This is a genomic window from Paraburkholderia sp. TE9906, from assembly GCF_056279605.1.
Window position 1 is genome coordinate 1 of the sequence record NZ_JBWCCT010000031.1, and the last position, 21,244, is coordinate 21,244.

General features: G+C 61.6%; 19 protein-coding genes and 4 pseudogenes. 13 read left to right on the plus strand and 10 right to left on the minus strand.

The genetic code is table 11. From position 1 onward, the window contains the following. The first annotated feature begins 341 nt into the window (after nucleotides 1–341). Nucleotides 342–1,158: pseudogene (locus ACZ9H4_RS36585) on the plus strand (IS5 family transposase). Nucleotides 1,159–1,366: 208 nt separating this feature from the next. On the opposite strand, the gene ACZ9H4_RS36590 reads toward ACZ9H4_RS36585, so the two are convergent. After that, nucleotides 1,367–1,687: a type II toxin-antitoxin system RelE/ParE family toxin gene (locus tag ACZ9H4_RS36590; protein ID WP_408140953.1), complete on the minus strand. Its 321-nt coding sequence runs from the start codon at nucleotides 1,685–1,687 to the stop codon at nucleotides 1,367–1,369. Nucleotides 1,688–1,690: 3 nt separating this feature from the next. Then, the gene (locus ACZ9H4_RS36595) at nucleotides 1,691–1,954 is read right to left on the minus strand and encodes a ribbon-helix-helix domain-containing protein (protein ID WP_408140951.1); all 264 of its coding nucleotides are present in this window, start codon (nucleotides 1,952–1,954) and stop codon (nucleotides 1,691–1,693) included. A 970-nt stretch (nucleotides 1,955–2,924) separates the two neighbouring features. On the opposite strand from ACZ9H4_RS36595, the gene ACZ9H4_RS36600 reads away from it, so the two are divergent. The 5 genes and pseudogenes from ACZ9H4_RS36600 to ACZ9H4_RS36620 form a co-directional block, all read left to right on the plus strand. Beyond that, nucleotides 2,925–3,335: a hypothetical protein gene (locus ACZ9H4_RS36600; RefSeq protein WP_408140949.1), complete on the plus strand. Its 411-nt coding sequence runs from the start codon at nucleotides 2,925–2,927 to the stop codon at nucleotides 3,333–3,335. Nucleotides 3,336–3,852: 517 nt separating this feature from the next. Next, nucleotides 3,853–4,044, plus strand: coding sequence for a hypothetical protein (locus ACZ9H4_RS36605; RefSeq protein WP_476123117.1), 192 nt, complete (start codon nucleotides 3,853–3,855; stop codon nucleotides 4,042–4,044). Nucleotides 4,045–4,225: 181 nt separating this feature from the next. After that, nucleotides 4,226–4,849: an SET domain-containing protein gene (locus ACZ9H4_RS36610; protein WP_476123119.1), complete on the plus strand. Its 624-nt coding sequence runs from the start codon at nucleotides 4,226–4,228 to the stop codon at nucleotides 4,847–4,849. 1,436 nt (nucleotides 4,850–6,285) lie between these two features. After that, nucleotides 6,286–7,119 (plus strand): DUF932 domain-containing protein, encoded by an 834-nt coding sequence (locus tag ACZ9H4_RS36615; RefSeq protein WP_408140944.1) that lies wholly within the window; start codon nucleotides 6,286–6,288, stop codon nucleotides 7,117–7,119. A 123-nt stretch (nucleotides 7,120–7,242) separates the two neighbouring features. Beyond that, nucleotides 7,243–7,869 (plus strand): annotated as a pseudogene (locus tag ACZ9H4_RS36620) (ParB/RepB/Spo0J family partition protein); the annotation flags it as partial. Between the two features lie 155 nt (nucleotides 7,870–8,024). On the opposite strand, the gene ACZ9H4_RS36625 reads toward ACZ9H4_RS36620, so the two are convergent. Beyond that, nucleotides 8,025–8,474, minus strand: coding sequence for a hypothetical protein (locus ACZ9H4_RS36625; protein WP_408140942.1), 450 nt, complete (start codon nucleotides 8,472–8,474; stop codon nucleotides 8,025–8,027). Nucleotides 8,475–8,618: 144 nt separating this feature from the next. On the opposite strand from ACZ9H4_RS36625, the gene ACZ9H4_RS36630 reads away from it, so the two are divergent. Together ACZ9H4_RS36630 and ACZ9H4_RS36635 are read left to right on the plus strand one after the other, a co-directional pair. Further along, nucleotides 8,619–9,560 carry a tyrosine-type recombinase/integrase gene (locus ACZ9H4_RS36630; RefSeq protein WP_408140940.1) on the plus strand — a complete coding sequence of 314 codons (942 nt, stop codon included), beginning with the start codon at nucleotides 8,619–8,621 and terminating at the stop codon, nucleotides 9,558–9,560. Then, nucleotides 9,554–10,069: a hypothetical protein gene (locus ACZ9H4_RS36635; RefSeq protein ID WP_476123122.1), complete on the plus strand. Its 516-nt coding sequence runs from the start codon at nucleotides 9,554–9,556 to the stop codon at nucleotides 10,067–10,069. The genes ACZ9H4_RS36630 and ACZ9H4_RS36635 overlap by 7 nt, the downstream gene beginning before the upstream one ends. Here the strand turns inward: ACZ9H4_RS36635 and ACZ9H4_RS36640 are convergent. From ACZ9H4_RS36640 to ACZ9H4_RS36650, 3 genes and pseudogenes are all read right to left on the minus strand, one after another. Continuing rightward, a complete protein-coding gene (locus tag ACZ9H4_RS36640) occupies nucleotides 10,002–11,129 on the minus strand; it encodes a molecular chaperone DnaJ (RefSeq protein WP_408150901.1) in 1,128 nt (375 codons plus the stop codon). The two genes, ACZ9H4_RS36635 and ACZ9H4_RS36640, sit on opposite strands and share 68 nt — an antisense overlap. Before the next feature lie 175 nt (nucleotides 11,130–11,304). Beyond that, a pseudogene (locus tag ACZ9H4_RS36645) lies at nucleotides 11,305–11,565 on the minus strand (transposase domain-containing protein); the annotation flags it as partial. Between the two features lie 88 nt (nucleotides 11,566–11,653). Then, complete coding sequence (locus ACZ9H4_RS36650; protein ID WP_476123124.1) at nucleotides 11,654–11,971, minus strand: tyrosine-type recombinase/integrase; 318 nt, start codon at nucleotides 11,969–11,971, stop codon at nucleotides 11,654–11,656. On the opposite strand from ACZ9H4_RS36650, the gene ACZ9H4_RS36655 reads away from it, so the two are divergent. From ACZ9H4_RS36655 to ACZ9H4_RS36670, 4 genes and pseudogenes are all read left to right on the plus strand, one after another. Next, entirely contained in the window at nucleotides 11,862–12,122 is a 261-nt protein-coding gene (locus ACZ9H4_RS36655) for a tyrosine-type recombinase/integrase (RefSeq protein ID WP_476123126.1), read from the plus strand. The two genes, ACZ9H4_RS36650 and ACZ9H4_RS36655, sit on opposite strands and share 110 nt — an antisense overlap. 110 nt (nucleotides 12,123–12,232) lie before the next feature. After that, a pseudogene (locus tag ACZ9H4_RS36660) lies at nucleotides 12,233–13,862 on the plus strand (chromosome partitioning protein ParB); the annotation flags it as partial. Between the two features lie 94 nt (nucleotides 13,863–13,956). Next, a complete protein-coding gene (locus ACZ9H4_RS36665) occupies nucleotides 13,957–14,199 on the plus strand; it encodes a hypothetical protein (RefSeq protein ID WP_408150761.1) in 243 nt (80 codons plus the stop codon). 147 nt (nucleotides 14,200–14,346) lie between these two features. Beyond that, nucleotides 14,347–14,535 carry a DUF6900 domain-containing protein gene (locus tag ACZ9H4_RS36670; protein WP_408150767.1) on the plus strand — a complete coding sequence of 63 codons (189 nt, stop codon included), beginning with the start codon at nucleotides 14,347–14,349 and terminating at the stop codon, nucleotides 14,533–14,535. Between the two features lie 268 nt (nucleotides 14,536–14,803). On the opposite strand, the gene ACZ9H4_RS36675 is transcribed toward ACZ9H4_RS36670, so the two are convergent. From ACZ9H4_RS36675 to ACZ9H4_RS36685, 3 genes are read right to left on the minus strand one after another with little or no spacing between them, the layout of a single operon-like run. After that, complete coding sequence (locus tag ACZ9H4_RS36675; protein WP_408150759.1) at nucleotides 14,804–15,535, minus strand: hypothetical protein; 732 nt, start codon at nucleotides 15,533–15,535, stop codon at nucleotides 14,804–14,806. Continuing rightward, nucleotides 15,528–16,232: a nucleotide-binding protein gene (locus ACZ9H4_RS36680; protein ID WP_408150757.1), complete on the minus strand. Its 705-nt coding sequence runs from the start codon at nucleotides 16,230–16,232 to the stop codon at nucleotides 15,528–15,530. Before ACZ9H4_RS36680 ends, ACZ9H4_RS36675 begins: the two co-directional genes overlap by 8 nt. A gap of 9 nt (nucleotides 16,233–16,241) precedes the next feature. Next, nucleotides 16,242–16,694 carry a hypothetical protein gene (locus ACZ9H4_RS36685; RefSeq protein WP_408152138.1) on the minus strand — a complete coding sequence of 151 codons (453 nt, stop codon included), beginning with the start codon at nucleotides 16,692–16,694 and terminating at the stop codon, nucleotides 16,242–16,244. Nucleotides 16,695–18,293: 1,599 nt separating this feature from the next. Here ACZ9H4_RS36685 and ACZ9H4_RS36690 point away from each other — a divergent pair. Further along, the gene (locus tag ACZ9H4_RS36690) at nucleotides 18,294–20,615 is read left to right on the plus strand and encodes a two-partner secretion domain-containing protein (protein ID WP_459252593.1); all 2,322 of its coding nucleotides are present in this window, start codon (nucleotides 18,294–18,296) and stop codon (nucleotides 20,613–20,615) included. Between the two features lie 252 nt (nucleotides 20,616–20,867). Here the strand turns inward: ACZ9H4_RS36690 and ACZ9H4_RS36695 are convergent. After that, a partial coding sequence (locus ACZ9H4_RS36695) for a hypothetical protein (protein WP_476123129.1) occupies nucleotides 20,868–21,244 on the minus strand: 377 nt, incomplete at its 5' end.

Consider the following 21,244-nt stretch of genomic DNA (forward strand, 5'->3'; position numbering starts at 1 on the left):
CAGTTCGCCATTCTGTTCGGCGAGCGATTCACCGCCGCGATGAGCTGAGATTTTTTAACCGACCTCAGCACACAAAATTCCTGACACCTCCCGTCTCTGCGGGACATGTGTGGAATTGGCAGCGCCCCAGCGATGTCTGTCATCTTGCACAATGTCTCTTTTTGACCTCTGAACTTCGGTGACGCTTGTATCATCGAGCCGAAATTTTTGCTGGTAGCGGTGTGGCTAGCCTCATTCGATCAGGCCTGCTCTAAGAGCATATTTCAAAAAGAGCTTTAACCCCCTGTTAACTCAAACGCAAAGCTGTTAACCGCGACCGTTGTGACAAGCGGAACGAGGAGATGGCCAAGCCAATCATCGACGACCAATTGTGGGCATTGATCGAACCACTCTTGCCCCCAGCAAGGCCGAGGCGCTTCCGGTATCCGGGGCGCAAGCCTGTAGCAATCGGGCTGCGCTGACCGGAATACTGTTCGTGCTCAAGAGCGGTATTCGCTGGAGCGAACTACCCTCCGAGATGGGCTGCGGATCGGGCATCAGTTGCTGGCGTCGCCTGCGCGACTGGCAACAGGCTGGCGTTTGGGACCGACTGCACGAGATCCTGCTCGCGAAGTTGCGCGCTGCCGATCGGATCGACTTCTCTCGCGTCGTCATCGATTCCACTTCTGTTCGAGCGGTTGGGGCGGGCGAAAAACTGGACCGAACCCCACCGATCGTGCGCGACCCGGTTCCAAACATCACGTCGCCACCGACGCCAACGGCACGCCGCTCGCGATCATCCTGACGGGCGCGAACCGCAACGACATCACGCAACTCCTTCCACTGGTCGACGCCATCCCACCGGTTCGCGGTATGCGTGGTCGGCCACTGCGCAAGCCAGGCCGAATCTATGCGGATCGTGCTTACGATCACGACAGGTATCGCCGGCCGTTGCACGCTGCCGGGATTCCTGCATCGATTGCCCGGCGCGGCGAACCTCACGGCAGCGCTCTTGGCAAAGTACGTTGGGTCGTCGAGCGCACCAATGCGTGGCTGCACGGATTCCGCCGTCTTCGCACGCGATTTGAGCGTCGTGCCGACATCCGTGAAGGGCTCCTCAAACTCACCTGTTGCCTGATCTGCTGGCGAACGCTTCAGCGCTCGGACGACTCTTTTTGAAACATGCTCTAAGACCTTCTATGTCGTTTTCGAAGGTCAACGGTTGCCATGTGCGGGCCGGCCTGGAGCCGCGCGGCTGTCGGGACAGATAGTGCGGCCTAGCACGGTTGACGGCCCATCGATTCGGAAACGACATCCGTAATGGCCGGTTTTCCTATGGGGTGAAGACCAGTTGCATCGGCCGTTGCCTTGAGGATAGCTGATCGGGTTACTGGTCGAAGTCTTCGTGGAAGCGGTCGATCTGATGCATACGCTCGTGCAGGATTGTGACGATACCAATATCGCCATTGGAAAGGAGGCGCCAGTAGACAAAATGGCGTTCGTAGCGAAAGAAATATCCCTGGACACCGAGTTCGGCTGGTACGGGACGCGAGGGCGTTTGGTGACTGGCGATGCCATCAAAGGCCCCGAATAAACCCGAAATGTAACGGTCGGCCTGCTGTGTGCCCCAGCGATCGCGCGTATAGCGATAGATTTCATCTATCCGGAAAGACGCAGCATCCTGGATGCGGACCTGGGCCTTGGGCATGGCCTATCGCGCCCGGTTGCGCGCGATCACGTCAGTCGCCGTCAGTGGTTTGTACGACGATTCGGGGGCCGAGTAGGCCCCCGCCAGTTCAGCCTTGAGTCGCTCAAATGCTTCCGCCTCCTGGCGTTCCTTGTCGCGGCGAATCAAGTCTCGAACATACTCGCTAACATTTTCATAAGCACCATGTTCCCCGACATTTGCGGCAACGAAGTCGCTCAGGGGGCCGCTAAGGCGAACCGTCATGGTCGTAGGGGTGGGACGGGACACGGTCCACTCCAAAGATGTACATGTATTCAATATACTCAAAAACGAATACGGAGGCAATCATCGATGTCTTCCCGAACGCGAGGGCGTCTCCTGTTCTCAATGTCGATCCGCCTCGGCGCATGACAGGCCAAGTGTAGGTCGGGCGATCGGACCCTCGGGAATCCAAGGATTCCACCTTAACCGAATGTCCAGATTTCCGCAGCCACATCTCAGAAAAGACTCACCAAAACTTTAGATGCTGTTTCTGGCCCGTTTTCTGAGTGCGTGCGGCGTATGCTACACGGCCTTTCTGGGCAAGGGCTTCTGGCCGGTAATGGATGGCTGGCGGCGATTTAGGTCGCAGTCCCGCGCAGTCAGTATGGCGAGGCCTGCTTTTTGCAATTTGGGATGCGAGGCGCGCACGACATAACCCGGCAGCTCTGAGGACCGACATCCAGATGGCGCTGACGGCTTCGTCGTGGTTGCGCGACACACTGATCGCGTGGTTCTTGGGGGCGGGCGCCGCAATGCGCCCCGCGGAAATTCTCAAGCTAGTTGTCGCCTCAATGAATAAATTTCTGGCGGCCTTTCTCTCATAGGTTACGGCGCTACGAGGTGACGCGACTGGAGTTTCTTGCAGCGAGCAACGCGGGCTGACGAGCGCTACGCAATGCTTCTTTCACGAGCAAGCCAATGATCATTGCCTACCTGTCAAAAGTGCCATCGTGAGGCGCATTCGGAATCGCGGATTGCTTTGGGCGCAATCCGACATCAGACCCGGACCGCCAGTGTCCTTCGCTGCGGAAAGCCGCTCGAGACACGTTGCAAGGCATAACCGGCACACCCTGCCACGCTCCTTTTTGCAGCCGAGCCTTCCGGATCTTGCGCGTGCCGTAGAATTCGCCAATGGATTGAAAACTATTCTATGGCACCGGCTCCAAAGCCGCGCAAGTCGAGACAATCTGGCGGCAGACGGCCGATGACGCGGGACATGTTACTGCCCCTGCCGGCGACGATCTCTCGTCACCGTTCACTCGAGCACCATCTGGCGCTTGCCGCGTTGCTCGCCCGAAACTGCAATATCGAACTGATCGGTCGGCTGTTCAGGGCCGTGTACCTCGCCTATTTCGTTCACGAAACGTTGACTGGCCATCGCTCCCTTGAGCCTTTCCGGACCTCCGAGGCTGCGCTGCACGCTATCGCCGCCCGCATCAAGACTGCGGATGAATGGTCGCTGTCTGAAGCTGACGGGCAAGCCCTTGAACACGTTCTGTCGTTGCACGACGAACAGCTCTCGACACTCCCCTCGCATCGGATTGCACAGGCCGATGAACAGTTAAACATTTTTCTTGCCAACGACGCGCTGTCGCCGATTGCGCCAGACGAAGATCACGACACCTGAATCGCGGGATCCCCGACGCACACGTCGGGCCATAGCCTGACATACAGGATGTACTCGCACGGCGCCGCCCTTTGCACAACGACTTCGCTGGTATATCCCGCACCGTGCCAGACCGATGGGCATCCTGCTTCGCGGGACCGGTCAGCGTGGTGCGGGTACATGGACAGGCGATCCGCCCGCGCTTCTTCAGGCAACAGATCTTTGCGAACGGGCCATTGGCCCCGGTGTTGGTGCCGCACAAGGGAGCAGCGCGAGCACTGACCGTGAGGCCAGGACACTGATCGCGCATGGCTCTTCGGGCGCCCTCTACGTGTACGTCGGCATCGTGCAGTGTCTCCGTAGCGATGCGCCCGGGCAACACGTTGCACAGGCAGACTTCCGACCCGGGACGTTCGCCGACCGTTCAGGAGCCTCCGCCTCTCTGCATTCGCCGGGAGCCGGCTGCTCGATCACCAATCGTCACGCCAACTGCTGATAGAATCGGTCGCAGAAAATATCCGTCGGAGCACGGCTGATCATGGAGTACCGAGTCAGTTGTGAGCACAGTCTGGCAAGCGCCCCCAATGACTTTATCGCGCGTATCGCCTCGCAGCTAGTCGACGACATTCCCGCGAACATTCCGCGCGCGCTGCTCCCCGAATTCATCGCAGACCTGATCCTGAAACGATCACCCCAGATCGGCAGGATCCGTGACCTGAAGATACTGTAGCGCTTCCCGGCCTGAAGCAACTGCAGCCTGGTCCACGCCGCACGACTGTTTCCCTGCCATCGTCAGCGTTGATGCAGGTAACGCGCTGCACCGGTTGCAACGGAAATTTCGGTCGTGCAATCCATGTTTCTTCCCCGGGTCGATTACCTCCGCCCTCGCAACCGTATCGACGATGCCTCTGATGAACGTCCTTGATGCCTTCCCGTTGAAACCTGCCAGTGTCCTGCGTCATCGCAGCCGGATTATTGTGCGGCGGTCAGCCGTTCACGGCAGAGGGGTGTTCGCCACGCGCGCACTTGTGGCCGGCGAACTCATCTGTGAGTACCTGGGCGAACGGATCTCATGGGACGAGGTCGTGCTTCGTCACCCGCGCGAACCGGCACAGCCGGATCACACCTTCTACTTCGACGTCGGGAACGGTACCGTCATTGACGGGGCAATCGGCGGTAACAGTGCCAGATGGATCAACCATGCATGTCGCCCCAACTGCGAAGCCGAGGACCGCGATGGCCGGATCTTCATTCGCACCGTGAACCCGGTGCTCGCCGGCGAAGAGTTGTGCATCGACTACGCGCTCTTCGTGGAAGGACGGCACACCCGTCAGCTTCGGGAGCGGTACGCCTGCCATTGCGGCGCGCCGGACTGCCGGGGAACCATGCTGGCCAGACCGGGAAGGCAGTCTGGGAAAGAGCATATTTCAGTGTCTGCCCGTGGGCTGGTCGAGGACAGTGCGGATGCGGACGTGGCAGCACGGGCCGCAATCCACATTCGGACGACTATCGCGGACACGCTGATCGACGCATAGCGGGAAGCTCCCGATGCTGCTTCGTCGCGGAGCGGTGGAATTCACAGGGTGTCGTGCCCGGCGTGAACCTCCCGTGCAACCACCGGGCAACACTGGGGCAGAACACTGGCACTTCCGGCATGAGCATGGTCGACACCGCCGATCCCGTCCGGCTGCCTGCCAGCGCGTTGGTCAGGAGAATCCATGTCGCACGCGGGCTGCGCTTCGCACAGCCCTCCCCAGAGTTCCCCCGTGCGGGCGATGCGCCTGCCTCCCGATCTGCTGAACCTCGAACGCTAAAGACGTCATCACGATCTGCCAGAACGCCGCAAGAATCTGCGTCAGCACGCGAACCCGGTCGGTCGCTTCAGGTCGCATTCGTGTGCACGCTTTAGCCACGCGTGAGCAATCGGCGTGGGATCTCCCGCCTGCTCACTGTTCAGGCCACTACTTCGCAAACGCCCCAGCGCGTCTTGATGATTGCGCCCACCCGTACGGCCTGCGCGCCCACCGATCGCGCGCGAAATGTCACGGTGGCGCCCCGCGCATGCGCGAAGGGTCCAATCTCGACCACCATGAGTTCGTGGTCCCGGAACCTGATACGCGATCCGGCGAACGCGCTGGTCCGTGAACGGCTGGGCGCCGGGCCATGCGGTTTCGGTGTAGCACCCTGGGAATGCATGCTCAAACCCGCGAGCAGTTCAACATCGGCTGGCAAAGGCATCGGTAGTAACGATCTGTTTTCCAGTCCGGCATTCTAGCAACGACGCGGGCGATGCCAGCTCTGTCGGCACGTACCGGCGCGGGCATAGGCTATCTGTCGTACATACCTTGAAGATCTCGTCGCAAAGGGGCGTGTCCAGCCGAATGTCGCCACCGCCTGTCATGGCGTTGTCCTCAACGACCGGTGTCAGTGGTTCGGTGCAGCAGGCTGTGTTATCGCAGTGCTGAAACCCTCACCGGGCGCCCCCGCGCTGCGCTGCGGGCGGGCTTTCGTGCTTCGCACCGGGCCGCCGGCGGCGTCCCGGCCCTCCCGGGCTTCAATCCCTGGCGCAAAACCTCAACCCCCGACACCCAAGACCTTTAACCCCCAGTCAGGTGAAGGCCTCACGCGGCCTCCACATTCGCGCTCGCCGCGCGGCGGCTCATCCCGGTCAAACCCGACGCTTCGCATCCACCAGTCTCCTGTGTTCCCGCCCGACACCCGCGACCGTAGCCGATGGCGGGCAAACGTCAAGGGGCGAGGGACCGTGTTGCCCGCACCCCTCCCTCACCTTTTTTCCTTGACGTTTGCCCGCCACCGGCTCCTTGAGTCGCACGGGCGCGAACTCAGGAGACTGGCGGCGGTAAAGCCAACCCCGGGTTCCACCAGGACGAGCCCAACCCCTACAACGGGGCGGAATCTTGGAGCCCGGTCAGCGCAACACCGATCAACCTCTTTTGTTGTGGAGAGTGCCATGCAACTCGCTTCCTCTTTCCGTTACGGCTCGCCGATGCTCCGCTCCGACTCACCCATGTCGGACGACCAGATCCACCGCGTCGCCCCGTCCATCTTCGCGGACGGCAAGCACGAAAGCCGCTCGGAGCGCTACACCTACATCCCCACCATCGACGTGCTGTGCGGCCTGCGCAACGAAGGATTCCAGCCGTTCATGGTCTGCCAGACTCGCGTGCGCCACGACGACCGCCGCGAATTCACCAAACACATGATCCGCATGCGGCACGCCGACGAAATCACCGGCGAAGAAGCCAACGAGATCATCCTGCTCAACTCGCATGACGGCACGAGCAGCTACCAGATGCTGGCTGGGGCCTACCGGTTTGTCTGCCAGAACGGCATGGTCGCCGGAGACACCATGCGCGATATCCGCGTCCCCCACAAGGGCAACATCGTGCAGAACGTCATCAACGGCGCGTTCGACGTGCTCGACGGCTTCGACCTGATCCGCGAGCAGAAGGAAGGCATGAAGGCCCTCACGCTCGACCGCGACGAACAGTACGCCTTCGCACGCTCCGCGCTCGCGCTGCGCTACGACCCGACCGACGCCGAAGCCCCCGCACCTGTCACCGACAGCCAACTGCTCGCCCCGCGTCGCTTCGAGGATCGCCGCGACGACCTCTGGACGGTGTTTCAGAGGGTCCAGGAAAACCTCACCAAGGGCGGGCTGCATGGACGCTCGCGCAGCGGACGCTCCATGTCCACCCGTCCCATCACCGGCATCGACCAGAACGTGAAGCTCAACCGCGCGCTGTGGATGCTCGCTGAGGCGATGCACCAGATGAAGGCGTAAGCACCGCAGGGGCGGCGTTTCCGCGCCGCTCCCAAGTCGATCAGGACTCCTCTCCGGGTCAAGTCCTGACGTATCCGGCAGCAGCCGACCCGGAACCTTCTTTCCAACCTTCTGGAGTCAGTCATGCAAGCCCAAGTTGAAACCGCTGTAGCAGAAACCACTGAAAGCGCATCGCCGCTCGAAACCAGTTTCGGCAACGAGCAACCCGTCATCACCGTGCCGTATTCCAGCCTGCGGCCCTCGCCACTCAACGCCCGCACCCAACCCCTTTCGGGTATTCCAGGTCTCGCCGCCAACATCCGCGCCAAGGGCCTTTTGCAGAATCTTGTAGTTCACGAAATGAAAGGCGGACGCGGCAAACAGCGCCGCTATGGTGTCTGCGCGGGCCAGCGCCGCGAGGCCGCGCTCGACCTGCTGTTCGAACAGAAGCACATCGCTACCGACTATCCGGTGCCGGTGCGCCTCGTCAGCGAAGGCGAAGCCCTCGCCATTTCGCTGATCGAGAACAGCGAACGTGAAGGACTCGACCCATTCGACGTGCTGCGCGCGTACCGGATGCTGGCCGAGCAAGGGCGCAGCGTCGATTACATCGCCGCGCTGTTCTCCGCGTCGCCGCTTACTGTCAAGCGCCGCATGAAGCTCGCCGACGTGTCGCCCAGGCTGCTCGCGCTGCTGCGCGAGGATGCGATCACGCTCGATCAGCTTGCCGCGCTCGCCCTCGCAGACGACCATGAAACGCAGGAACACATCTTATGCCGACGTCGGCAAGCCGCGTTATCAAGAGCAAGAGGTTATGCCGAGTATGGCGGGTCACCCGCCGGCTGCCATGAGTGATCCCCTGTAATCGCTCGGTATAACAATAATCCCTTCGTCATCAGCCGAAAGGGGTCAACATGACAGTCCGCTCATATGCTTCGTCGGATGCGACGCCCGCGCGTCGCGTGACGACCGATAGCGCTGTTCTTCTGGCCGAGTATCTCAAGACTCAACTCAGCTTTTCTTCCTTCGAAACCCGCGCCAGCGCTGCTCGTCATTTTCTCTACTGGCTGCAGCGACATCGCCTTCCACTCAGTCAAGTGGATGCCGCCGTCGTTGAGCGCTTTGCTTGCCATCGATGTCAGTGCATGGGGCATGGTGGCGTGTGCTATAGCCCAAGAGAGCTTCAGCGACCTAGGTACATGACGAATGTTCGTCGGTTCGTCAGCTTCCTCGAAGATCGCGGTACGATTCGCATTCCCGATGACCTTGATCCAATCATCCTCCAGCTCCCAGTCTACGGGAATCATCTCGTTGCCTTGGGATACAGCTGTGGAACCAGAAGCATGCTCTTGTCCGGAGCTGAGCACTTCGTCCATTGGCTTCGATTGTCGCGAATTCCGGCGCGGGATGTAGACAATTGTGATATCGAACGCTTTGCGAAGCACAACTGTCGTTGTTTTCTCTGTCGGAAGCACGGGACACTGACTAATTCAGGCGCGACTCGACGACGCCGTGCGGGAGTGACATTCCTTCAATATCTGCGTGGCTGCAATCTGTTGCCTCAAGGCAGTGTCACTGAAGAAGATTCGCGTCTTGTCGCTTTTCGATCTTGGCTTATCCACCAGTGTGGGGTCACTGCGCAGACCGCTGTGCGCTATCTGGCCGAGGCAGCGCGTTGGCTGTCCGATCTTTCCCCGGACCCTGGAACTTACGACGCCATCACGATTCGCAGTATCGTGCTGCATCAACCTTCAAGTCGATCTCACAAGTCAGTGCAGCTGACTGCGACAGTGTTGCGGACCTATCTCCGGTACCTCGTGGCCAACGACGCGTGCCGTCCCGAACTTGTGTATGCCGTCCCTTGCGCACGACGACCACGTAATGCCGCTCTCCCGCGGTTCCTCAGCCCACCAATCATCGAGCGGATCATCGCATCCTGCGATCTCAACACGCCAGTGGGCCTGCGGGATCGCGCGATCATGCTCCTTTTGGCGCGACTCGGGCTGCGAGCTGGAGATGTTTGCCAACTTCGACTGGCAGACATTGATTGGAGGAATGGGCGTCTGCGCGTCGGCGGTAAGAACCGCAGGGTGTCACACTTGCCGTTGCCGCAAGATGCAGGTGACGCACTGTTGGCCTATATCGAGCATGCTCGCCCGCCCGCACGTGACGATCACATGTTCCTACGTGTTCACGCACCGTTCAGGTCCTTGAAGCCATCGACGATCGCTTGCCTCGTCGCAAAGGCGCGCACACGAGCCGGTGTCGAAGGTGTCCCGACAGGATCGCATGTGTTTCGCCATTCGCTGGCAACTTCCATGGTGAGAGCTGGCTGCAGCCTGGAGCAGGTGGGCGCAATCCTTCGTCACCGCTCGCCCGACACGACGGCGATCTATGCCAAGACCGATATCGACATGCTTATGCGTGTTGCTCAGCCATGGCCAGGAGACGCATCATGCTGAGTGACGACGTCAAGCGTTACGTTGCCATGCAACGTGGTTTCGGCCTTAAGTTTGATGCGCCGTACCGGATTTTGCTGCAGTTCGCCCGCTACGCTGAGGAGCACGGTGATCAATATATCCTGACCCAACGGGTCTTCGATTGGTGCCGGATTGCCTCCACACCAACCCAGGCAAGTACCTTCTTCAATGCCATCAGACGCTTGTGTGTCTTTCTCCATGTCGAAGACACACGTCATGAGCTTCTTCCGGTCGGGGCGTTCGGACCCAGTCAACTGCCACGCCCGACGCCGCACCTGCTTGATTCTCATCACGTCCGCGCCATCATGGAGGCCGCACTCGAACTGTCGCCCAAAGATTCGATCAGGCCGCACACATACCATCATTTGTTCGTAAGCGGTGTTTTCTCCACACTACGGAAGAAGCATGAGGAGCGGCGCTCCCCTAGAACGGCATATCGTCGAAACGCGGCGTGGCTAATGACCGTTTCACGAACTTTAGCCAGCCCTTAAGTTGCTTGACGTCGTCGAATACGAGCAGGTCACGTTCAAGGGCATGGAGGCTCTCCTGCAGCGAGAAGATATCGGCGGCTAGATTCCGCATGATGGTGCTGGGCGACACATCGATGAAGGGCGGAATTCCGTAGCTGTGCTTGAATCCGTTCTCGACATGCAGGATTTCGTGGTCGAGTTCACCGACCTGTTCCTTCAGAATCTTGTTGTAGTGTTTCAACCGGTCTTCGCCGATGTTGTTGATGGCGCTTTGGTCGATATGTTCCAGCTCCAACTGCAACTCAAGTAATTGCAACAGGCTGTTTTTGCTATATGCCTGGTTGGCTCTTTGCATCAGAGCGGTCTTCCGATCACGCTCCTGCGGATCGGTTTCGCGGTCGGGATGCAAGGCGCTGGCCAGTTTGCGATAGACCTCGCGGATGGATAAGCTCAGTTCGGCCTGCTCAACTTGTTCTCGTGCCTCTGCTGCGAGTTGCCTGGGCGTCTTTTTTCGTTTGGCGCGGCGCGCTTCCCGAGCCTGGTTTTCGAGTGCATCTTGTGCCTGCCGCTGTTCCATTTGCGCATGGGCGCGCTGCAGTACATCCTCGGGAGAACTCATATCAACGTCGTCGCCCAGCTCGACCCCGAGCATGGCCTCGAGCGCCGATTTCATGTCGTCCAACTCGGCGGCGGCTTCACTGTCAAAGTCAGATTCGCTATATCGGTTGTAAATCGTTTTAAGCTCCAGATCATCACTCTGCGCAACCAGCTCACCTGCCAGGTCGCTGATCAGGTCTGCAATCGTGCGCCGCTCGGATTTGGTCAGCCCCTTCTGACCGTACGCCTGGTCCAGGCGATGCACGAGCTTGGCGCGCAAGTCGATGGAAGTTTGCTCAAGGGGAGCGAACTCGCTTAGATATTTCCGATGGAAGGCAGGCATTGCAGCCTCCCAGGCACTCAGCCGGGAGCGCCGCTTTTCGATCTGCTTGATCAGCGTGTTGAACGCCTTTTGCCCCTTCGAGAGATGAGACTTGTTATGGTCGGGAGCAAGGCTGATGGACCTGAGATTTGTCCTGGTCATGGGATGATTTCCGCTGGTTGATGCGAGAGCGAGCACCCCGCTATTTTAGCCGAGGTCGCGGTTGCAACGCGCTGGCGCCCGCGCTGCGATAGCGAACACGCGCACGTTGCCGACCGATGATCGACCTATGCCGGAGCTCGTGGAGAACGCGGACTGGACCCCAGATCGGGGTGCTTCAGGGGTGGGTTGTAGCGAGCTGCACTCGTTTGGCGAAGTTAAACGGCAGCAGGTCGCTGATGTCAGCGTCCGATGCCCGTTGTGGCATTTCGGTCAGCACATGATGCAGATACGCATAGGGCTCGACATTGCAGGCCCGGCACGTCAGCACGAGGCTGTAGACCATGGCACTCGCCTTCGCGCCCGCAACTGTGTCAGAGAAGAGCCACGAATGTCTCGCTGTTGCGAATGGCCTGATGTCTCTTTCCAGAATGTTATGCCGACTCCCCGATTATGCCGCGTCATGAATCCACGCACACGACGGTTGCGCGGATCTCTGTCCCCGGTCGCTCGGGTTGTCGGCATTATCAGAGGGCCTCCAGGAAGGCGAGTAACGGATCTGGAGGTTTGTAGCGTGTCGGCGCGACGCCGCTCAGCGTGGTGTGCGCGAGCGCGCGTTCCTTGAGTTGCATGTCGGCGTGCAAATAGATCTGAGTAGTCTCGGAGGACTCGTGCCCGAGCCAGAGTGCGATCACGGTCAGGTCAACGCCGTGATGCATCAGGCTCATCGCGGCCGTGTGTCGCCAATGTCTCCAACGACATTGGCGCCACAGCTGTGCGATGCATACGCTCGCTGCCACAGGTGACATCAGGAAGGTAGCGTTGTGGCTCGGACACGCCAGCATCTCGACCACTGAGGCCTACTTGCGCGTGGATCCGGCGGAGAAGCTTGCAGTGCTGAGCGCGCAAATGTCGCCCTCCATCAAGCCTGGAAAGTTTCGCCCCCCATCTGACAAACTCATCGCGATGCTCAGAGAAGTTCGCAATGGTACATAGGGAGGAAATGCGTCATGCTGCACTTGGTTATGCCGAGAAATTTCGGGCGATCACTCAGGCCAACCGGCCGACCGGCCGCCATACTCGGCATAACCTCTTGCGCTTGATAACACATCTGGTTCGACGCGAATGACTGGCAGCGCCAGCCCAACTATCTGCGGCAGGCCATCACGCGTGCCGAGATCGACGCGAGCCGCAGCCGGCTCGTGCGCTTCGTCGGCGTTGCCGTCTACGAAGCAGCGGGCGGCTACGTTCGCCGCGATCTGTTCAGCGACGACGAAAACGCCGGGTACATTGCCGACGCGGAACTGTTGCAGAAGCTCGTCGCGCAGAAGCTCGATGCCGCCGCAGAGGAAGTGCGCGCAGAAGGATGGGGCTGGATTGAAACACGCGTCGAGCGCGACTTTCTAGAACTGAACCGCTATGGCAGGCTGCGTCCGGTCCAGCGTCCGCACACCGACGACGAACAGCGGCAGATGGACGCGCTCACCGCGCAGCAGGACGGACTCGCCGAAAAGCTGGAGGCGCTGCCGGAGGACGACGAAAGCGCCTACGAGGAAGCGGACCGCTTGAATGACGAGATCGAGCACGTCAGTGCCGCCCTCGTCGCCCTCGAAAGCGTCGCGGTCGTATGGGACGAACAGCAGATGGCCGAAGCGGGGGCATTTGTCATCGTCGGACCCCAGGGCGAACTCGTCATCGAGCGCGGCCTCGTGCGCCGCGAGAACGCCGACGCGCTCGAAGCCGCAGGTGCGCATGTCACCGGCACGCCCGAAGCCGAAGCGCACGATGCGATGTGCGCAGCAGTCCCGAAGGTCAAACCGGCCCACAGCGCAAAGCTCTGCCAGCGCCTCACCGCGCACCGCACCGCCGCCATGCGTGCGGAACTCGCCGCACAGCCCGCCGTGGCGCTCGCCGCGCTGCTGCATCACCTGGTCCCGAAGGCGCTGCCTGAGCATTTCGGGCACACGTCCGCGCGCGACTTCCTCGCCCTGACCGGCACGAACAATCACGACGGACTGCTGCGCGCCGCCGACGACCTGGACACCAGCCCCGCATGGAGCGCCATCGAGACGCAACGCGCGCGGTGGATCGCGGAATTGCCCGCGAAGCGGGCCGACCTGCTGCCCTGGCTCGTCCAGCAGGACCCCGGCACGACGCTGCTCGATCTGCTCGCGTTCTGCACCGGCACCCTGCTCGACGGGATCGCGGGCGAAGAAAGGCCGCATGCGATCAACGCGCTCGCAGGTGCGCTGAACCTCGACATGACCGGGTACTGGACGCCCACCCGCGCCACGTATTTCGACCATGTCAAAGGCGCGCATTGCCGAAGTCGTCGCTGCCGCCCTATCGCCGAAGGCTGCAGCCGACCTCGAAAAGATGAAGAAAGCTGACGCTGCAGCCGCCGCCGAACTGCGGCTCGCGAAAGTCGCCTGGGTGCCCGAAATCTTCACCGACCGGGAAATCCCGGCCGCACCCTCATGGGAGAGTCGCGACGACGATGAGGATGAGAACGGGACCGACGGTGCGGAAACCGGAGCCGAAGCGGAAGAAACGTCGGAAGGCAAGGACGCCGATACGGAAGCGGATGCCGGTCACGGCCCGGAACACGCCAATGACACCCCGCCCGATGCGTGCGCCGCGCCTGCCTCCGCTGGCGAGCAGTCACCGTGGCCTTTCCCGACCGCTGACAGCATAAGCACCGTGAGCACCGAGCAGTCCGGCCCGCGCGCGGCGTAACCCCACCCCCGCCCTGGCAACGGGCAGCGCAGGCGGAGCGCCACCCCATCACGCCCTGCCGCCTGCGCATCCCACCTGAACCGGAGAGTCCGTCATGTTCAATATCCGCATGGTCGTGCTCGCGACCAACGCCGTGGGTTCGCCCGATCTTTTCCTCACTTCCGTCGAGGCAACCGGCACGCAGTACCAACATGGGTGCCATTACGACATGGCATTGCTGCGCGCCCGCGATGAAGGCTACACCCCTCCGATGATTGCCTTCGACCAGTACGACGCGGCGGCTCGCATGCTCCGCCGCGCCGCCGCGTTCATCGAAGGCGACGCCGCCGAGGTATAACCCGTGCAGGCAGACGGCTTGCCGCCTGCCTGCTTCAGCGGATGCCCGCCCTGTCCAGCCAGTTCCGGCAAAACCGCTTGATGTACCTGCGAAACCGCGCGCGAATGAAGTCGTCACAACCTTGCCGGGAGATCGCCGTGAACACTTCTGACCTGCCGCCCCGCCGCAAGACAGCAGCTTGCCGAAATCGCCAAAAGGATACTTTGCGTGGAAACCCTCGAAACCCGCCACTCCGACTGGCTCGATTTCTACGACACTGCACTCCGGTCTATCCGGGCAGCGCTTGAAGCAGCTTACCTGGCCGGTGTCGCCAGCGCGAGATCCGGTGCTGCTTGAACACGACCCCGGCCGCTCGCCATTCGGGTGGTCTCCAATACGACAGGTGCCAAAACGCAGACCGTCCGGGCTTTTCCCGACAGTCGTCACGCTCGCCGCACGCTCGCCACCTTACCGACGAAATTCACAACAGCCCGACCTGTGGACTGGCCCTGTCCGACGCCGTCGCCACCGTCATGCAGAAGCAGATGAACTGGAAAATTGGCAGCAGGATGAGCCGCCAGTAGGGCTTCGCGCACGGCAAGCCCTGACTGACGCGCTTCGTGATTCATTGCGGCCTGACAGAAGGCGATACCGGCGCGGTGTAGCCTGTCAAGACGGACGGCAAACCATCTGCCCGCACCCAATGGTGCCCTGCCCACCACCCTGCCAGCCCTCCCGCGAGAGCCGCCAGCAGCATCACCACCAGTCCGCCCGCCACCAGTCCGTAGCACGCCCTCACGAATCGCCGCATGGCGACCCGCTCGAATGACACGAGCGCCGCATCGAGCCGTTGCCGCTGTTCACGTGCCGCGACCGCCGTCGCCGCCACGAGCCGGTTTCCGGCAGCACGCGCAATCCGGTTCGCCGCCCGCTGCGTGACCGCAGCGAGCGCCTCATCGTTCAGCGCAGCAAGCGCCGCCCGGTAGCGTGCCTCGTGCTCGACAGTCATCTTCTCCGCCAGTGTGATCGTTTCCTTGCAGCGTGCGAGCGCGTCGCGATGCTGCACCATTAGCGCCTGCGTCGCCGCCTGCGCTTCGGCGCGCGCCGCATCGACGCCGCCCGCGCCCGCCTGCCGGATGCGCTCCGGTATCGCCTCGTAAAGGCGCACGTAGTATTCGAGCGCCGCCAGCACCGACCACAGCGCGTCGTTGTCACGCAGGTTCAGCGCCGCCGACACGCGGCGCATGCGCAGCAGGCTCGTGTCGTCCGGCGGCTCGCCGCACACTTCAAGGAACAGCCGCGCGAGCGGATCAGGCGGGCGCGGGTGCTGCTCCCGCCGCGTATGCCGCTCACGCATCGCCGGTCACCTGCGCGAACATCACGTCGTAACACGCCCGCCAGCGCAGCAGTTCCGCGCGCTGCCCGATGGGCAGCGTCTCAACCGCCTTGCGTACCGACAGCCGCTGGCTGCGCAGGTCATCCGCAACGCGGTCGGCCAGTTCGGGAAAATCCAGCGACCTGCCCTTCGTCTCGATAGTCTTGCGCAGCTTCGAATCGTGATACAGCACGAAGCGTTCAGCCGTACCGTACAGGCCATTGCGCACGACATGCACGGTCGCATCGGGGAACGTATCGCTGAACTGCCGCAGCAGTTCAAGACTGTCGCGCTGCCGGTTGATGACCCAGAACACGACGAGCCGCCGTCCGAGTTCATCAAGCGTACTGCCCAGTGTCGCGCCGTATCGCGTGACGCCGTCCTGATTGCGTGCCGCCGTGCTGACCACCACGACCGCATCGCGATGCGCGTCGCAGTAGTTCACCATGTCGATCCAGCCGCCCGCCGTGTCCAGATCGAATGATGCGCAATCGATCTCGTCGTGCACCGCGCGCATCACGTCCGGGTTCGATGTATCGTTTTCCACCAGCACGGTATTCACGCCCCGGCGTTGCAGGTGATCCACGAGCGCAAGCGCAACCACGCTCTTGCCGACACCGCCCTTGCCGCCGCCGACGAGATAGATGGGATTAACTGTCGTGTCGACTGTCGTGCTCATGGCGACTCCCTACAGATCGTCGGTGTCGGGCCGGATCGCAAATCCGAGCGTGCCCTGCACCGGTATGGGTTGTCTGGTTACGGTCTTTCCCCCGTCCTTGCGGACCTGATTCGTGCGTGGCGGCGCATCGGGCTGACGCGCCGCTGCGCCGCCCGCCTGCCCTGCCGCACGCGCGCCCGACGACGGGCGCGTGCCATTCCCGGCACCGCTGCCCTTCCCGGTTGCGCGCAGCGCATAGCGGATCGTTCCCGCCGTGATGTCGATGCCGTGCGGCTTCGCCTGCTCCGCGATCTGCTCCAGTGTGTAGCCCTTCACCTGCGCCGCGCGTACGCGTGCACGCATGTCTTTCATCGCATCGCGCACCGTGACGCCATGTTCAGCCTCGGGCTTTTCAGGTAGTGCATCGAGCGCGCGGGCGAACGCCTCCCATTGCGACTTTGTATAGACCCTCGCGACAGGCATGAGTCACCCTCCTGCGCACACCGTTACGCACCACCTTCACACCATCCTGCGCATAGCGGGCACACGCGTCAACCACCTTTTTTCGCATGGCAAGCGCGCATGGGAACACCTGGGAAGCGACGAGAATCCGTGAGAACAACGCACTTTTTTTGCCTGTCGTACGCGTGCGACACATCTTCCGTTACGCATCCCGGTTTACTCCTGACACGCATGCTGTTCGACCGGCATCGTCCCCGGTTACGCAGGACGTCGACCAACAGTACGCAGCCTATGCACATCGAACAAGAGGAACTCAGGACGCGCACAAGCGTAGCGAATCGAACATCAATGCGTCAGTCACGCGCACAGCCTGCGACACCGTCAGCGGAGCTGATACGCACGCAGCGGTGCCGACCCTGAACACGTTACACGCGTGTCCATTCGCAAGACATGCACACAACGGCACGCACGCGTTACTCACGCGATTGACACCTGAACGCGAAAGCATCACGCACGGGTTACGCATCCTTTAACGCACAGGCATACGCGTGCCGTTTACTCCAGAAGGAAGACCTCTACGCAACGCCCTTGCTCACCCATTCGCACATGATGGTGCAGGGCCTGAACGGACGTTTACGCGGCGACGGAAACCTCAACGCAAAACGTTTACGCGGAGCGACAAAATGCGCACTGAGAACACGGTATTGCAGGATAGGCTACCGCCGGTTTTGGGCGCCATGCGACGCACTCGTACTATGCAAACCCAACCGACGGATGAATTGCCGCAAAGGAACGCAGCGGACGAGCATCAATCCGCTGTGGCATCGCTTGCGTTGCGGTCGGATCGTTCGCGACAATCGGGATGCAGCGTTCCGTGCTCCGGACCGACCTTCTATTCATTGCAACGACCTGTGGCGCCGCCGTGTGCTACGGCGCGCGCAGCATGACGCGCATCGGCATCCGAAAACTCAATTGGCTGAAATCGGAGCGAGGATCTCGTTTCAGGCGCGTTCCCAGATGCCAGCTTGACACAGCAATGAAACCATCAAGATATGAAGAGTTATCTTGATGGCGCGGGGAGAAGGACCTGCCGCGCTAATTCAGTGGCCGTCAACAAATATAGGACTGGCGAATGGCTGCTGCGGGAAAGCATCACGGGCTCTTGTCGACCCGACCCCGCCGTTGGATCCCGCACTAGGTTAACGGCAGCTTTCGAGGGTTGATCGGCCATTCCTGCCGCTCGACGCGCCCCCCTTTGCAAGGTACAAGCAGGGCACCCGACCAGGTGCATGCGCAAATGCCCCTTTGTCTTTCGAAACGCGCTACTACCATTAGGCTGTGTTGTGCGGTATGGCGGCTTTCGCGCCTTGCCTGGTCGCAACAACCTGCGTTCCGCGGCAACGACTTTCCACGAACCACGTTTCGGGAGGGATCATGTCGCGTCATTCATCCAGACTGGCGATCCAGTCGCCCCAAACCCCGCGCAATGGGCTGTCCTTTACGCTGGCGTATGTCGGCGCGGCACTCATCGCGCCTCGGTCCCGGCCTGTCGCATGGAAGCGTGTTCGGCGCCCGCTGCCGCTTGCGCTATGGGTGCCGCTCGCGCTCGCCGCGTGGTGCATGCCAATGGCCCGCGCGGCAGAACCACTGCCGCAGGGTGGCACCTTCGTCCGGGGCCAGGGCGCGATGAGCATCGGCACCACTTCGCTAACGATCGTGCAGTCCTCGTCCCGCGGCGTGATCGATTGGCACAGCTTCTCGATCGGCAACGGCAACACCGTCGCCTTCAGCAACGGAGCGGGCGCAACGCTGAACCGTATAACGGGCGGCGATCCGTCATCGATTTTTGGCAAGCTCACCGCCACCGGCAGCCTCTACCTGATCAATCCGCAAGGCATCCTCGTGGGGCCCTCGGGCGTGGTCAGCACGGGCGGACGTTTCGTCGCGTCCACCCTGGACATCTGCAACGACGCCTTCATCCAAGGCGGCGATGCACTGACGCTGTCGGGCACGTCTGACGCGAGCGTGATCAACCTCGGCAGAATCAGTTCCAGCGGCGGCGATGTGTTCCTGATCGCGCGTCAGGCAGTCATCAACGCGGGCACGGTTAAAGCGCCCAGTGGCACGGTGGAACTGGCGGCGGGCGAGACGGTGCTGTTACAGGACTCGGCCAGCAGCAGGCAGGTGTTCGTGCAGGCAGGCAGTCAGGGCACCGTCGCCAACAAGGGGTTTATAACTGCCGCGCAGGTCAGCTTGCAGGCAGCCGACGGCAACGTGTATGCGCTCGCAGGCAGCGGCACGCGCATCCGCGCGACGGGCACGGCCAGCCGCGACGGGCACGTGTGGCTTGTCGCCGAAAGCGGCCGCGTCGAGCAACGCGGCACAATCAGCGCGCACAACGCGGACGCGAGCGGGGGAACCGTCGATACGCAAGCAACACAACTTGCATTCGGCAGGCACGCAATGGTTGACGCCGGCCAATGGAATGCCTCGACACCTGCATTCACGATCGACGCCGCCGCCGCGCGCGCGTTGAGGCGGAGCCTGAATAAAGGCACTTCCGTCGATGTCACGACCACCGGCAGCAACGGCGCCGGGGGCGATCTCGACGTCGCTTCCAGCCTTGCATGGCACGGCGCCGCCTCTCTCACGCTAACCGCTTACCACAACGTTTCGGTGGCCAATGGCACGACCGTCGCCAACGACGGCGCAGGCAATCTGATCCTGCGCGCCGACGCGACCAGCATCGGCGACGCAGGCAGCGTGACCAATCGAGGCACGATCGACTGGTCGCACAGCACCGGGACCGTCAGTGCTTTCTACGACATGAACGGCGCGTACACCGCCGGCACGCAACGGACCAATCCTGCATGGACGCCGCTGCCGTTCAGCGGACTGCTCACGCAGAGCACCGCCTACAAGCTCGTCAATTCCGGTGCCGACCTGGATAGCGTGGCCGGCGATCTCGCGGGCATCTACGCGCTCGGCACGGACGTCAATGCTGACGGGGCCTTTGTGCCGATAGGCAACGCCAACACGCCGTTCACCGGGCAGTTCGACGGCATGGGCCACCGGATCTCAAGCCTTCCGTTTTCAGATTTTTCAGTTGCGAAGGCGGTTCCGGCCGGCCCCGGATCAGACGGGCAAAACCTGTCGTTGGGACTGTTCGGACAGGTGGGTACGAGTGGCGTCGTACGCAACCTGACAGTGAACGGCTCGATCTTTGCCCCCATCCCGGGCTACGCGGGCGTGCTCGCGGCGGTTAACTACGGAACGATCGTCAATGATCACACAAACTTCGCGAGCGAAGTGCCATACGCCGCGTCCATCGGCGGACTCGTGGGCTGGAACGCTGGAACGATAGAACGCTCGTCGACCAGCGTCGCTATATTGGGGGAAAATCGGACCGGGGATCTGGTGGGGACGAACGCCGTCGGCGGGAAGATCATCCAGTCGTTTGCAACGGGCCAGGTGGCTGCGGCCGCTAACGTGGGCGCAGGCGGACTGGTAGGCAGCAACGCCGGTCTTATCATGCAATCGTATGCGACCGGGCCGGTCTTCTTCTCGCCGGCTTACTGTGGACAGTCGGCCAACGCATGCATGTCGAACGGCGGCGGTCTCGTATTGAACAACACCGGGACGATCGAGCAGTCCTTTGCGACTGGCGCAATCACGAGCGTGCCACTTATCTCACCGCCCGCGGGAATCGCGGATTCCAACCAGGGCGTGATTGCCGCCGGGGTCTTCTGGAATAAGCAAACAACGGGGGCCACGGTGGGCGTCGTACTTGGAAAGCAGGTTCCCGCGACGAATGGTCTGACTACCGCGCAGATGAGCCAGCCCGCAAGCTTCGGCCCCACCTACGACTTTGGACCGAATGGCGTGTGGGCGATGCCTGTCGGGGCGACGCATCCGGTCTTGCGCTGGCAGTTGGGTCAATGAGTTGACGCAGCGTACCGACGGCCTTTGTCGCCCGCCCGCGCGCTCGCGGATGATTTCCGACGCACCGGGCCGCGCGCCATTCCGCATGGTCCGTACTGAATTGCTAGCCCGCTTGCACTGAGCGCGTGGAAGCGGACTCCTCGTCAGCGCTTCGAACCGCCGACGCCCTGTCACCGGAACATTTGAATGCCACCGCGCCCACTGACAGCTTTCGTCGGCAAAGGAGCCAGTGGAGCGACCAATGCCGAATCGTCAAAAGACCCTCCAAGCCTCCGTCCCATCGAATGCATACGCTTCCTGTTCGTTCGCTGCGTCCAGAATTGATCGCCACTCGATGCGTGGACGGTAGATGTATTGCTGCAAAACGAAGTAACTGGAACGTCTCAGTCGATTACCGTGGTCAGTCTTTCGAATTTCCGTTCCATCCAACTGAAGGCAATGAAGTTCGAGCAATCGGACATCGCGAACATGCAACCCCATGCATAGCCTGGGAATCTGCGCCCGGCCACATCGATAATGTGAAATGAATCCCCATGGTAAGCGGCTCGGCCCGACCGTTTCGCCATGCTGACTTTTCCGAAGCATGATGAGCGCGTTCAGATCAACGGAGCCAGTTAGCCATGTCGAAC

Bases quoted from the DNA above. Each gene is read 5' to 3' on its own strand.
- ACZ9H4_RS36590 (WP_408140953.1), bottom strand. From the start codon at position 1,687: ATGCCCAAGGCCCAGGTCCGCATCCAGGATGCTGCGTCTTTCCGGATA.
- ACZ9H4_RS36600 (WP_408140949.1), top strand. From the start codon at position 2,925: ATGTTACTGCCCCTGCCGGCGACGATCTCTCGTCACCGTTCACTCGAG.
- ACZ9H4_RS36605 (WP_476123117.1), top strand. From the start codon at position 3,853: ATGGAGTACCGAGTCAGTTGTGAGCACAGTCTGGCAAGCGCCCCCAAT.
- ACZ9H4_RS36610 (WP_476123119.1), top strand. From the start codon at position 4,226: ATGAACGTCCTTGATGCCTTCCCGTTGAAACCTGCCAGTGTCCTGCGT.
- ACZ9H4_RS36615 (WP_408140944.1), top strand. From the start codon at position 6,286: ATGCAACTCGCTTCCTCTTTCCGTTACGGCTCGCCGATGCTCCGCTCC.
- ACZ9H4_RS36625 (WP_408140942.1), bottom strand. From the start codon at position 8,474: ATGGACGAAGTGCTCAGCTCCGGACAAGAGCATGCTTCTGGTTCCACA.
- ACZ9H4_RS36635 (WP_476123122.1), top strand. From the start codon at position 9,554: ATGCTGAGTGACGACGTCAAGCGTTACGTTGCCATGCAACGTGGTTTC.
- ACZ9H4_RS36640 (WP_408150901.1), bottom strand. From the start codon at position 11,129: ATGACCAGGACAAATCTCAGGTCCATCAGCCTTGCTCCCGACCATAAC.
- ACZ9H4_RS36650 (WP_476123124.1), bottom strand. From the start codon at position 11,971: ATGCTGGCGTGTCCGAGCCACAACGCTACCTTCCTGATGTCACCTGTG.
- ACZ9H4_RS36665 (WP_408150761.1), top strand. From the start codon at position 13,957: ATGTTCAATATCCGCATGGTCGTGCTCGCGACCAACGCCGTGGGTTCG.
- ACZ9H4_RS36675 (WP_408150759.1), bottom strand. From the start codon at position 15,535: ATGCGTGAGCGGCATACGCGGCGGGAGCAGCACCCGCGCCCGCCTGAT.
- ACZ9H4_RS36680 (WP_408150757.1), bottom strand. From the start codon at position 16,232: ATGAGCACGACAGTCGACACGACAGTTAATCCCATCTATCTCGTCGGC.
- ACZ9H4_RS36685 (WP_408152138.1), bottom strand. From the start codon at position 16,694: ATGCCTGTCGCGAGGGTCTATACAAAGTCGCAATGGGAGGCGTTCGCC.
- ACZ9H4_RS36690 (WP_459252593.1), top strand. From the start codon at position 18,294: ATGCCAATGGCCCGCGCGGCAGAACCACTGCCGCAGGGTGGCACCTTC.